Here is an 11783-nt window from a genome sequence, read left to right on the forward strand (position 1 = left end):
CATCCGTTTGGAACAGCCGCCGCTCATCGAATTTCGTGACGTCGTCAAGCAATATGGCCGCGGCGAAGCGACGATCCGCGCGCTCGATGGCGTCAGCTTTTCAATTCGTGAAAAGGAATTCGTCGCCATCATGGGGCCGTCAGGCTCCGGCAAATCCACCTCGATGAACATCATCGGCTGTCTGGATGTGCCATCGGCAGGCGAGTATCTCTTCCAGGGCGTGCCGACCAGCGGCTTCGACAATGAGCACCTGACGCTGCTGCGCCGGCACATGCTCGGTTTCGTCTTTCAGGGCTTCAATCTTCTCTCCCGGACATCGGCCGTCGAAAATGTCGAGTTGCCGCTGATCTATCGCGGCATGAAGGCCTCGGAGCGTCGGGAGCGCGCCATGGAGGCGCTGGCGCAGGTGGGGCTCAAAGGCCGCGAAGATCACACCACGCAGGAGCTTTCCGGCGGCCAGCAGCAGCGTGTGGCCATTGCCCGCGCCATCGTTACCCGCCCCGCCCTGCTTCTGGCCGACGAGCCGACCGGCAATCTCGACACGAAGACGAGCGTCGAAATCATGGAACTGATAACCTCGCTCAATCGCGACAAGGGCATTACGGTCGTCATGGTGACGCATGAGGAGGATATCGCCGCTTATGCCGGGCGTCTGCTGCGTTTTGTGGACGGCCACCTCGCCTCCGATAGCGCCGCGGATGAAAAGGAGACATCGGATGTTCTTTGAAACGTCGCGTCTTGCGCTGCGTGCCATCAGTCGCAACCTTTTGCGCTCCTTCCTTACCGTGCTTGGCGTCGTCATTGGTGTGGCCGCCGTCATCGCCATGGTCACCATCGGCAATGGCACGACAGAGCAGGTAAAATCGGAACTGTCACGGCTCGGCACCAACATGCTGTTCGTGCGTCCCGGCCAGTTCGGACCCGGCCGCGCCAGCACCGAAGCCAAGCGCTTCGATGACCGCGATGTCGAGGCCATCCGCAACCAAATCTCGGGCATCCGCGCTGTCGCGCCGCAAAACCGCAGCGCTGCGGCAACCGTCATTTTCGGCGGCAAGAACCACCAGACGAGCGTCATCGGCACTACGAACGACTATCTGATCGCGCAGGACTGGACCATCGCGCTCGGCCGTGACTTCCAGCCTGCCGAAGATCGCGGCGGCCAGATCGGCTGCATCATCGGCGAAACCGTGCGACAGGAGCTCTTCGGGGCGGAGAACCCTGTCGGACAGACAATCCGCGTCAGCAACATCTCCTGCCCCGTCATCGGTGTTCTCGCCAGAAAAGGCCAGTCCGGCCTCGGTGACGATCAGGACGACACCATCATCATGCCGCTGAAAATCCACCAGCGGCGCATTGGCGGCACCACCACCATTTCCTCGATCATGGTCTCGGCGCAGGACGGCGTCTCCACCGCCAAGGTGCAGAGCGACCTGCAGAACCTGCTGCGCGAGCGCCGCCGCATCGGCATCGGCCGTGAGGATGATTTTACCGTCAACGACATGACGCAGATCGCGTCCGCCATGACCGGCACGACGACGCTTCTCACCGGACTTCTCGGCGCGGTTGCCGCCGTCAGCCTTCTCGTGGGCGGTATCGGCATCATGAACATCATGCTGGTTTCGGTAACGGAACGCACCCGCGAGATCGGCATTCGACTGGCGATCGGCGCGCTGGAAAAACAGGTGCTCACGCAGTTTCTGGTGGAGGCGGTGATGCTCTCGGCCTTCGGCGGCATCGTCGGCATCCTCACCGGCCTCGGCCTTGCTTATGCCGTCGTCAGCTTCCTTAACGTGCCCTTCGTCACCAGCCCGTCGATCATCTTCCTCGCCTTTGCTTTTTCAGCGGCTATTGGGGTGATTTTTGGATATTTTCCGGCACGGCGGGCGGCGAGTTTGAGCCCGATCGAAGCGCTTAGACACGAGTGAGCACAAATCGTAGCGGGAGAGAACCTCGATGTTCAAATCGGTATCCGATAGCGCCGCTGCCGCTGACGGCGGATCGCTTGCGCTCTTTGTGGAACGACAGGACGGGCAGACAGAGCAGTTTGTGATCCATCGCTCTTTAGCGGCACGCGGAACGCCTGTCTACAACAAGGTCACTTCGAGCCTTCGGCCGCTTGCCGACCAGGATTGCGCAATGATCGCGGCGGCTCTCGAGCCGCTGTTGAAAACAACGCCATCAATCCATCCGCTGGCGGATTTTATCGAAGCGTTCAAAAAACAGCAGTCATGATCCTTGGAAAAAGAAGATCTGCCTCTCCATCGCAGAGATCGCGTTAGCAATCAGACGCTTGCTTCCGCCTCACGCTGCTTTGCCAGCGCCGCGAGATCAGCAGGCTTCAGCTCGACCGATTCGCCGCAGCCGCAGGCCGAAGTCTGGTTCGGATTGTTGAAGGTGAAACCGGAGCGCATCTTGGTTACTTCGAAATCCATCTGCGTACCGAGCAGATAAAGTACGGCGGAAGGCTGAACCCAGACTTTCGCGCCTTCGAATTCCACCAGATCGTCCTTCGGATCAGGCTCGGTCACGAGGTCGATGGTATATTCCATGCCCGCGCAGCCGCCCTTCTTGATGCCGACACGCACGCCCTTGGCGCCCGGTCCGGAATTTTCGACGATCGCTTTAACGCGGGAGGCCGCAGCCCCGGTCATGGTCATGATTGCAAAGCCCATGGGCCCATTCTCCTTCGACAATCGAGTTCAAGGCTCGATGCTTATGGATTTCAATCTAATAGCGCCAGAGAGTGTCATCAAGGGATGACACCTGTCAAAATCACGTCAGTACCAGCCGACGGCGACCTGTGCTTCTTCCGACATACGGTCCGGCGTCCACGGCGGATCGAAGGTCATTTCGACGGTGACACCGGAAACACCCTCGACGGCGCCCACGGCATTTTCCACCCAGCCCGGCATTTCGCCCGCCACCGGGCAACCGGGGGCCGTCAGCGTCATGACGATCTTGACCATCCGGTCATCCTCGATATCGATCTTGTAGACGAGACCGAGTTCGAAGATATCGGCCGGAATTTCCGGGTCGTAGACGGTCTTCAGCGCCGCAATCACGTCGTCGCTGAGGCGCGCCAGCTCATCCGGCGGAATGGTGGACACCTTTTCCTGAGCTTCGGTCGCATCCTGGGTCTTCGCAGTGGCATCGGCAGTCATGGTCTTAAACCTCAATCCTGATCTCTCAAATCCCGATATCAGGCGAAAAATTTGCGCGCATATTCCAGCGCCTCAACAAGAGAGTCTACTTCAGCGCGGGTATTGTAAAGGCCGAACGATGCCCGGCATGTGGAGGTGACGCCGAAGCGTTTCAAGAGCGGCATGGCGCAATGGGTGCCGGCCCGCACGGCAACGCCGCGCCGGTCGATCACCATCGAGACGTCATGGGCATGGATGCCCGCAAGCTCGAAAGAGAAGATGCCGCCCTTGTCAGGCGCATTGCCGATGATGCGCAGCGAATTGATCTCGCGCAGACGCTCGGCGGCGTAAGCGGCAAGATCAGCCTCGTGTGCTGCAATCGCGGCGCGGCCGAGATTGTCCATGTAATCAAGCGCGTAACCGAGACCGATGGCTTGCACGATGGGCGGTGTGCCGGCTTCGAAGCGGTGCGGCGGCTCGTTATAGGTCACATTGTCTTCGGTAACGTCGAGGATCATCTCGCCGCCGCCCTGAAACGGCTGCATCTCGCGCAACCGGTCGGCCTTGCCATAGAGCACGCCGATGCCCGAAGGACCGTAGAGCTTATGGCCGGTCATCACATACCAGTCGCAATCGATATCGCGCACATCGACCGGCATATGAACAGCGCCCTGCGAGCCATCGATCAGCACCGGAATGCCGCGCTCATGCGCGATGCGGCAGATTTCCTTGACCGGCACGATGGTGCCGAGCGCATTCGACATGTGGGTGATGGCAACGAGCTTGGTGCGCTCCGTCAGGCTCTTTTCGAAAGCCTCGATGTGGAACGCGCCGTCATCATCGACGGGCACCCAGACGAGCTTGGCGCCCTGCCGCTCGCGGATGAAGTGCCACGGCACGATGTTGGAATGATGCTCCATGATCGAAATGACGATCTCGTCGCCCTCGCCGATCTTCGGCATGCCATAACCGTAAGCGACCGTATTGATCGCTTCCGTTGAGGATTTGGTGAAGACGATTTCGTCCACCGAACCGGCATTCAGGAAACGGCGCACCTTTTCGCGCGCCGCCTCATAGGCGTCGGTTGCGGCATTGGAGAGGAAATGCAGGCCGCGATGCACATTCGCATACTCATTGGCATAGGCATGCGAAACGGCGTCGATCACCACCTGCGGTTTTTGAGCGGACGCGCCGTTGTCGAGATAGACCAGCGGCTTGCCATAGACCTCGCGCGACAGGATCGGGAAATCCCGGCGCACTGCTTCGATGTCATAAGGAGCCGCCAATGCGGCGCGTTCGCTCTCAGGCATGATGTTCCAGCCAGCCGGAGATGATCGTCTCCAGCGCCTCTACCAGATTTTCTTCTTCCAGTTCCTCGACGATCTCGGCGACGAAGGCGTTGACGAGCATCGCCCGTGCCTTCGCCCGCGGAACGCCGCGTGCCATCAGGTAATAGAGATGGTTGTCGCTGATATCGGCAACCGTTGCACCATGGCCGCACTGAACGTCGTCGGCGAAGATTTCCAGTTCCGGCTTTGCCGAGAACTCGCCATCGTCAGACATCAGAAGCGTGTTGCACGCCATCTTCGCATCGGTCTTCTGCGCATCCGGTGCGACCCGGATCATGCCCTGGAAAATGCCCTTCGCGCGGTCGAACACCACGTTGCGGAAAACTTCCGTCGAGGTCGTGTTCGGCACGTTGTGGCCGAGAACCATCGTCACGTCGGTATGGGTTTCGCCACCCAGAAGGTTGACGCCGCGAACGATGAGGTCCGTGCCCTCACCTTCCACGTCGATGCGCAGTTCCTGCCGCACCAGCTTGCCGCCGGCATTGACAATGAACAGGCGAATCTTGGCATCCGCGCCGATTTTCATGCGCAGCTGGCCAAGATGGATATCGGCGGCCCCCTGTTGCTGCAGGATGATCCAGGTCACTTCCGCGCCATCCTCGACAACGATGTCGCTGACGGAGGAAACGAAGGCCGCATCCGAAGTCACCGAAAGGTGACGTTCGATGACGGTTGCCTTGGAACCCTTGCCGAAACGGACCGGGAAGCGGCTGTGAACCTGGCCTGCGCCATGGATCGCCTGCAATTCGATCGGCTTCTCGATCTCGGCATCGGCCGGGATTTCGAGCACCAGACCATCGCGCACGAAGCTGCCATTGATGCGGCCAATCGCGTCATCCTTGCTGGCTTCAGCGAGGCCGGCGGCAGCCGAACCGTCGAGCAGGCTTTCTGCAAAGCGCGAAACACGGACGTCCTCGATCTTGCCGATATCGGCCGCGCCATGCTGCACATAGGCAACCAGAGAGCCGGCAACCGTCGGCGCCTGCTTCTCGATAACCGGCGCGGGCCGGTCTTCCGGAAGGGCGCGCAGCAGGCTTTTCAGATCGGTATAGTGCCACGCCTCGATGCGTCGCGTCGGAAGACCGCCGGTCTTCAGATCGTCGAACAGCACGTCACGGGCGGCAACAACAGCGCCGTCGCCCGGCAATTCGCTGAACTTGGCGGTGTAAGCGTCGACCAGCGCGGTTTCCGCTGGCGTCAGCCGGTTGGTAGCTTGAATGTTCATGGACATCACCTCCTGGCCTTTGACTTAGGCCGCTTCACCGATGATGTCGGCGTAACCGTTGTTTTCCAGTTCCAGCGCCAGAGCCTTGTCACCCGAGCGGATGATCTTGCCCTTGTAAAGAACGTGAACGCTGTCAGGCACGATGTAATCCAGCAGGCGCTGATAGTGGGTGATGACGACGGTAGCGCGATCCGGCGACTTCAGCGCGTTGACGCCGTCAGCCACGATCTTCAGCGCGTCGATGTCGAGACCGCTATCGGTTTCGTCGAGAACGCAGAGTTTGGGCTCCAGAAGCGCCATCTGCAGGATTTCAGCACGCTTCTTCTCACCGCCGGAGAAACCGACATTCAGCGGACGCTTCAGCATCTCCATGTCGATCTTCAGATCGCCGGCAGCTTCCTTGACGCGACGGATAAAGTCCGGCGTCGTCAGCTCGGACTCGCCACGCGCCTTGCGCTGCTCGTTCATCGCAACCTTCAGGAACTGCATGGTGGCGACGCCGGGAATTTCGACCGGATACTGGAAAGCAAGGAAAATGCCCTTGGCCGCACGCTCGGCAGCATCCAGTTCCAGAATGCTTTCGCCGTTATAGAGAATGTCACCGGAGGTGACTTCGTAATCTTCGCGGCCCGACAGGATGTAGGACAGTGTCGACTTACCGGAACCGTTCGGCCCCATGATGGCGGCAACTTCACCGGCGGCAACCTTCAGGTTGAGGCCCTTGATGATCTCGGTTTCGGTATCGGCGATCTTTGCGTGCAGGTCGATGATTTCAAGCATGGATGTATCCTAAGAATTGTGTGAGCGAAGGTGCGCGAACATCGCGCACTCAAATGCGTGTTTGGGTGACGATCAGCCGACCGAACCTTCCAGCGAAATGCCGATCAGCTTCTGCGCTTCCACGGCAAATTCCATCGGCAGTTCCTGAATGACTTCCTTCACGAAGCCGTTGACGATCAGCGCGATAGCCGCTTCTTCCGGGATGCCGCGCTGCAGGCAATAGAACAGCTGGTCTTCGGAAATCTTCGACGTCGTCGCCTCGTGCTCGAAATGCGCAGAGGAGTTCTTCGCCTCGATATAGGGCACGGTATGCGCGCCGCACTTGTCGCCGATCAGGAGCGAGTCGCACTGCGTGAAGTTGCGCGTGTTGGTCGCCTTGCGGTGGGCCGACACCTGGCCGCGATAGACGTTTTCCGAAAAGCCGGCGGCGATGCCCTTGGCGATGATGCGGCTCGACGTGTTCTTGCCGAGATGGATCATCTTGGTGCCGCTATCGATCTGCTGATGGCCATTGGAAACCGCGATCGAATAGAACTCGCCGCGGCTGTCGTCACCGCGCAGAATGCAGGACGGGTATTTCCAGGTGATGGCCGAGCCGGTTTCCACCTGCGTCCACGAAATCTTCGAACGGTTGCCGCGGCAATCGCCACGCTTGGTCACGAAGTTGTAGATGCCGCCCTTGCCTTCCTTGTCGCCCGGATACCAGTTCTGGACGGTGGAATATTTGATTTCGGCATCATCAAGCGCCACCAGTTCGACAACGGCGGCGTGAAGCTGGTTCTCGTCGCGCTGCGGCGCGGTGCAGCCTTCCAGATAGGAGACGTAAGCACCCTCTTCGGCGATGATCAGCGTGCGCTCGAACTGGCCGGTGTTCTTCTCGTTAATGCGGAAATAGGTGGAAAGCTCCATCGGGCACCGCACGCCCTTCGGCACGAAGACGAAGGAACCGTCGGTGAAGACGGCCGAGTTCAGCGTCGCGTAGAAATTGTCCGTCGTCGGAACGACAGAGCCCAGATATTTCTTCACCAGTTCCGGATGCTCGCGCACGGCTTCCGAAATCGACATGAAGATAACGCCGGCTTTCGCCAGTTCCGCCTTGAAGGTGGTGACGACCGAGACGCTGTCGAACACGGCATCCACGGCGACCTGGCGCTTTTCAACACCGGCGAGGATTTCCTGTTCTTTCAGCGGAATACCGAGCTTCTCATAGACCTTCAAAAGCTCCGGGTCGACTTCGTCCAGAGACTTCGGGCCGGGCGCGGTCTTCGGCGCGGCATAATAATAGAGATCATTGAAATCGATCTTGGGGTAGCTGACGCGCGCCCAGGTCGGCTCTTCCATCGTCAGCCAGCGCTTGTAAGCCTCAAGACGCCATTCCAGCATCCATTCCGGCTCCTGCTTCTTGGCCGAGATGAAACGGATCACCTCTTCCGAAAGGCCCTTCGGGGCCTTGTCGACTTCGATGTTTGTCTCGAAGCCGTATTTATACTGGTCCACATCGATCTGGCGGACCTGATCGATCGTTTCCTGAACCGCTGCCATGTCGTTCTCCAATCTCGCCGGAGCCAAGGTCCGGTGGCTTGTCAACGTATCAAGGCGGAAAGCCGCCTTATCCATCTTCGGGCAGTGTCACCGCGCCGTTAAGCGGGGCGGAGCTTATACCCATGTAAGTGCGGGATGGCGCTTTTCACACATCCCGGCAAGCGGAAAATTGCTAATCCGCAATTCTTTGCCGCATTTTACGCGGCCTGACCGGAAAGCTTGCGCCGCCCGGCAATTTTCGCAAACGCTGCAAGCGTCCTGTCTATGTCCGCCTCGTCCGTCGCATGGCCAAGGGAAATCCGGAGTGCGCCAAGCTTGGGATCACGCCCCATAGCCGTCAGCACATGGCTTTCCCCCACCTTGCCGGATGAGCAGGCCGAACCGGCCGACAGCGCAATGCCTTCGATATCGAAGGCGATCTGCCCCGTTTCCGCCTTCAGGCCAGGCAGGGTGAAAAACGTCGTATTGCCGACGCGAGCGACATCCTCGCCGTGGATGATCACATCCGGCGCACTCGCCCGCATGCCGTCTTCCAGCCGCGCCCGCAGAGCGGCAAGACGCGCCGCTTCAATCTCGAGATTCTTGGCAGCAACAGCGGCAGCGGCACCAAAACCGATAACCGACAGGGTATTTTCCGTGCCGGAACGATGCCCCTTCTCCTGCCCGCCGCCATGGATGAGCGGCTTCGGCATCATCACCTCGCCGCGCGAGATGAGAGCGCCAGCCCCCTTTGGGCCACCGAGCTTGTGGGACGAGACAACAAGGAAATCGGCATCGAGCGCATTGATATCGAGCGGAACCCGGCCAGCCCCTTGAACGGCATCAACCACCATCAATCCACCCGCCGCATGCACCAGCCGCGCCGCTTCCGCCACCGGCTGGAGGATGCCGGTCTCATTGTTTACCAGCATGCAGGCAACCATCGGCAGGCCGGCGGAAGCATCGTGCGACGACAGAAGCGTCTGAAGTGCCGCAAGATCGATGACACCCGCTGACGTAACGGGAATTTCCGTAACGTCAGCCTTGCCGAACCGGCCGCCTTCGCGAAAGGCAGGATGCTCGATGGCTGAAACATAAAGATGGCCATAGCGCACGGGAGCGCGCCCCATCCTGAAATCCGGTGTCAGCACCAGATTGGCGGCCTCCGTCGCGCCGCTGGTAAAGGTGACATGAGCAGCCTCTGCGCCAACAAGTGCCGCAACCTCGCGGCGGGCGCCCTCAACGGCGGCGCGGGCGGCACGCCCTTCCCGGTGGACGGAAGATGGATTGCCGGCAAGATCGAGCGCGGAGACGAGAACATCGCGCACGGCGGGCAAAAGCGGCGCCGTCGCGTTCCAGTCCATATATGTCCGCGTCAAAACCGTCATAACGATGAGGCTTCATCCAATCTTCAATGCGCCAAAACGCATTTTTCTTGAAATTACAGTTGCGCTTGCCTTATGACACCACCCGAGTGCTTTAGCACACGCAAAGTTTCGAATTATTCTAAACTGCGTTCTAGAAAAGATGACACAGTTCGTCAAGTCTTCTCATCGGAAGAATGCGGTTGGAGAATGAAAAAACACGACCGGAGTACCAATGCCCGAAGTCATCTTTAACGGCCCTGCGGGTCGCCTCGAAGGCCGTTATCAACCCTCCAAGGAAAAGAGCGCGCCGATCGCGATCATCCTTCATCCGCACCCGCAGTTTGGCGGCACGATGAACAACCAGATCGTCTATCAGCTCTTCTATCTTTTCCAGAAGCGCGGTTTCACGACGCTCCGGTTCAATTTCCGCTCCATCGGCCGCAGCCAGGGCGAATTCGACCACGGCGCGGGCGAGCTTTCCGATGCCGCTTCCGCACTCGACTGGGTGCAGAGCCTGCATCCCGATTCGAAGAGCTGCTGGGTCGCCGGTTATTCCTTTGGCGCCTGGATCGGCATGCAGCTCCTGATGCGCCGCCCGGAAATCGAAGGTTTCATGTCGATTGCGCCGCAGCCCAACACCTACGACTTCTCCTTCCTCGCCCCCTGCCCGTCGTCGGGCCTCATCATCAACGGCGATTCCGACAAGGTCGCGCCTGAAAAGGATGTGAACGGCCTGGTGGAGAAGCTGAAGACCCAGAAGGGCATCCTCATCACCCACCGCACCGTTCCCGGCGCCAACCACTTCTTCAACGGCAAGGTGGACGACCTGATGGGCGAATGCGAGGACTATCTCGACCGCCGCCTCAATGGCGAACTCGTGCCGGAACCGGCGGCCAAGCGCATTCGGTGATTGGCTGCACCTCCTGGCGGGCGGCTCGATTTTTCTACAATTATCGCCAGAGGGTGCGGCTTACCCCCCTCTGCCCTGCCGGGCATCTCCCCCTCAAGGGGGGAGATCAGCTAGACGACTGCTCCTCGCCTGAGCCTCTGCGTTAAAGATAACCGGACGGTCGCCGCGATTCGATCTCCCTCCTTGTGGGGGAGATGCCCGGCAGGGCAGAGGGGGGTAAGCCACACCCTCCTTCGTCATCAGCATCGCACCAAAACCCCACCCGTCACCGGCTCCTTCACCCCCGTCGTACCGGGATAGGTTAGCGGCAGCCCATTCAGCGAGCGCACGGCCAGATAGGCCCAGGCCTCCGCCTCCATCGCCCCGCCATCGAAACCCGCCTCTTCCGCCGCGATCACCTGCGCTCCGGACCGTGCGGCAAGGTCTGCAAACTCCGCCATGATCACCGGATTGAGCCGCCCGCCACCACAGACCACGTAGGTCTTCGCCGCTTCGGGCAGATAACTTGCCGACTTCAGAATCGCCGCCCCCGTCAGATGCGCCAGCGTCCGCGCCCCATCCGCCAGCGAGACCTCCCCCTTTTTCGGCGGCACGAAATCGCTGCGGTCCAGCGACCGACGGATATTGGCTGAAAAAAACGGGCTTTCCATATAACGCGCCACCAGCGACGCGACGACGCTGCCGCCCGCCGCCATCTTGCCGCCCTTGTCGAAAGCCTTGCCCGTATGCGCCTCGATCCACTGGTCGATCAGCATATTGCCGGGGCCGCTGTCGAAAGCGGCAAGCCGCCCCGCCTCACCGATATAGGTGAGATTGGAGATGCCGCCGATATTGACGAAGACGGCCGGCGTTTCGAACCCATCGGGCAGATTGGCGGAAAGCGCCATGTGATAGGCCGGGATCAGCGGCGCGCCCTGCCCGCCATGCACCATGTCGTTTGCCCGCATGTCGTAAACCACATCGATGCCGGTTTCGGATGCCAGAAGCGCGCCGTCGCCGATCTGCACGGTCAGCGCCTCGTCCGGCCGGTGCAGCACCGTCTGACCGTGAAAGCCGATCACATCGATATCGCCGGGCTGGAGCCGGTGACGATGGAGGAAGGATTTGACCGCCGCCGCATGGGCAAGCGTCAGCTTGCGCTCGGCCTCACCCAGATCGCCGGGACGTTCGCGTCGTTCACGAATGGCTTTGGCTGTGACCAATGCGTTTTGCCAGATGGCGCGCAGGCCCGGATCATAGGGGAAATACCCGCTCGGCCCATGCCGCACCACGCTTTCGCCATCCGTGCGCAACAGGGCGATATCGATGCCGTCCATCGATGTGCCGCTCATCAGCCCGATTGCCGTTTTGACCTCGCCCACCTGCCGCTCCCCTGCAATCACGAATCATCATGGAGTGAATCCTGACATTCATGGCCGAAACGGGTGCACATTTCAAAAAACAATGATAAAGCCGCGACGGTCATTGGTTTTCGATGGCCGCAAAGATCAA

12 protein-coding genes are annotated in these 11783 nt (G+C 60.1%); 4 read left to right on the forward strand and 8 right to left on the reverse strand.

Features of this window, described 5'->3' with window-relative positions; translation table 11 throughout:
- The first annotated feature begins 7 nt into the window (after positions 1-7).
- From F3H58_RS00385 to F3H58_RS00395, 3 genes are read left to right on the forward strand one after another with little or no spacing between them, the layout of a single operon-like run.
- Complete coding sequence (locus F3H58_RS00385; RefSeq protein ID WP_144576277.1) at positions 8-727, forward strand: ABC transporter ATP-binding protein; 720 nt, start codon at positions 8-10, stop codon at positions 725-727.
- Positions 717-1925 (forward strand): ABC transporter permease, encoded by a 1209-nt coding sequence (locus F3H58_RS00390; protein ID WP_063948758.1) that lies wholly within the window; start codon positions 717-719, stop codon positions 1923-1925. The genes F3H58_RS00385 and F3H58_RS00390 overlap by 11 nt, the downstream gene beginning before the upstream one ends.
- A 28-nt stretch (positions 1926-1953) precedes the next feature.
- Entirely contained in the window at positions 1954-2232 is a 279-nt protein-coding gene (locus F3H58_RS00395; protein WP_149740869.1) for a hypothetical protein, read from the forward strand.
- Positions 2233-2282: 50 nt separating this feature from the next.
- Here F3H58_RS00395 and sufA read toward each other — a convergent pair whose 3' ends face one another.
- The 7 genes from sufA to F3H58_RS00430 all read right to left on the reverse strand — a co-directional run bounded on the left by sufA (position 2283) and on the right by F3H58_RS00430 (position 9403).
- On the reverse strand, positions 2283-2672 hold the full coding sequence (gene sufA, locus F3H58_RS00400) for a Fe-S cluster assembly scaffold SufA (protein WP_149740870.1): 390 nt from the start codon (positions 2670-2672) through the stop codon (positions 2283-2285).
- A gap of 105 nt (positions 2673-2777) precedes the next feature.
- On the reverse strand, positions 2778-3161 hold the full coding sequence (locus F3H58_RS00405) for an SUF system Fe-S cluster assembly protein (protein WP_004442386.1): 384 nt from the start codon (positions 3159-3161) through the stop codon (positions 2778-2780).
- A 38-nt stretch (positions 3162-3199) separates the two neighbouring features.
- Complete coding sequence (locus F3H58_RS00410; RefSeq protein WP_149740871.1) at positions 3200-4450, reverse strand: cysteine desulfurase; 1251 nt, start codon at positions 4448-4450, stop codon at positions 3200-3202.
- Positions 4443-5714 carry a Fe-S cluster assembly protein SufD gene (gene sufD, locus F3H58_RS00415; RefSeq protein WP_149740872.1) on the reverse strand — a complete coding sequence of 424 codons (1272 nt, stop codon included), beginning with the start codon at positions 5712-5714 and terminating at the stop codon, positions 4443-4445. The genes F3H58_RS00410 and sufD overlap by 8 nt, the downstream gene beginning before the upstream one ends.
- Positions 5715-5738: 24 nt before the next feature.
- Entirely contained in the window at positions 5739-6494 is a 756-nt protein-coding gene (gene sufC / locus F3H58_RS00420; protein ID WP_003522658.1) for a Fe-S cluster assembly ATPase SufC, read from the reverse strand.
- Between the two features lie 72 nt (positions 6495-6566).
- On the reverse strand, positions 6567-8036 hold the full coding sequence (gene sufB / locus F3H58_RS00425) for a Fe-S cluster assembly protein SufB (RefSeq protein WP_065655190.1): 1470 nt from the start codon (positions 8034-8036) through the stop codon (positions 6567-6569).
- A gap of 197 nt (positions 8037-8233) precedes the next feature.
- Complete coding sequence (locus F3H58_RS00430; RefSeq protein WP_149740873.1) at positions 8234-9403, reverse strand: cysteine desulfurase family protein; 1170 nt, start codon at positions 9401-9403, stop codon at positions 8234-8236.
- Positions 9404-9614: 211 nt separating this feature from the next.
- Here F3H58_RS00430 and F3H58_RS00435 point away from each other — a divergent pair, with 211 nt between their 5' ends.
- Positions 9615-10292: an alpha/beta hydrolase gene (locus F3H58_RS00435; protein ID WP_035263309.1), complete on the forward strand. Its 678-nt coding sequence runs from the start codon at positions 9615-9617 to the stop codon at positions 10290-10292.
- 239 nt (positions 10293-10531) lie between these two features.
- On the opposite strand, the gene F3H58_RS00445 is transcribed toward F3H58_RS00435, so the two are convergent.
- Entirely contained in the window at positions 10532-11653 is a 1122-nt protein-coding gene (locus F3H58_RS00445; protein ID WP_149740874.1) for an anhydro-N-acetylmuramic acid kinase, read from the reverse strand.
- Positions 11654-11783: the final 130 nt, after the last annotated feature.

The sequence above is a fragment of the Rhizobium sp. NFACC06-2 genome (assembly GCF_900101425.1).
GTDB lineage: Bacteria > Pseudomonadota > Alphaproteobacteria > Rhizobiales > Rhizobiaceae > Agrobacterium > Agrobacterium leguminum.

What these genes read in the sequence shown, in the direction of transcription:
- F3H58_RS00410 (WP_149740871.1), bottom strand. Translation starts at nt 4,450, where the DNA reads ATGCCTGAGAGCGAACGCGCCGCATTGGCGGCTCCTTATGACATCGAA.
- sufA (WP_149740870.1), bottom strand. Translation starts at nt 2,672, where the DNA reads ATGGGCTTTGCAATCATGACCATGACCGGGGCTGCGGCCTCCCGCGTT.
- sufC (WP_003522658.1), bottom strand. Translation starts at nt 6,494, where the DNA reads ATGCTTGAAATCATCGACCTGCACGCAAAGATCGCCGATACCGAAACC.
- sufB (WP_065655190.1), bottom strand. Translation starts at nt 8,036, where the DNA reads ATGGCAGCGGTTCAGGAAACGATCGATCAGGTCCGCCAGATCGATGTG.
- F3H58_RS00405 (WP_004442386.1), bottom strand. Translation starts at nt 3,161, where the DNA reads ATGACTGCCGATGCCACTGCGAAGACCCAGGATGCGACCGAAGCTCAG.
- F3H58_RS00390 (WP_063948758.1), top strand. Translation starts at nt 717, where the DNA reads ATGTTCTTTGAAACGTCGCGTCTTGCGCTGCGTGCCATCAGTCGCAAC.
- sufD (WP_149740872.1), bottom strand. Translation starts at nt 5,714, where the DNA reads ATGAACATTCAAGCTACCAACCGGCTGACGCCAGCGGAAACCGCGCTG.
- F3H58_RS00435 (WP_035263309.1), top strand. Translation starts at nt 9,615, where the DNA reads ATGCCCGAAGTCATCTTTAACGGCCCTGCGGGTCGCCTCGAAGGCCGT.
- F3H58_RS00395 (WP_149740869.1), top strand. Translation starts at nt 1,954, where the DNA reads ATGTTCAAATCGGTATCCGATAGCGCCGCTGCCGCTGACGGCGGATCG.
- F3H58_RS00430 (WP_149740873.1), bottom strand. Translation starts at nt 9,403, where the DNA reads ATGACGGTTTTGACGCGGACATATATGGACTGGAACGCGACGGCGCCG.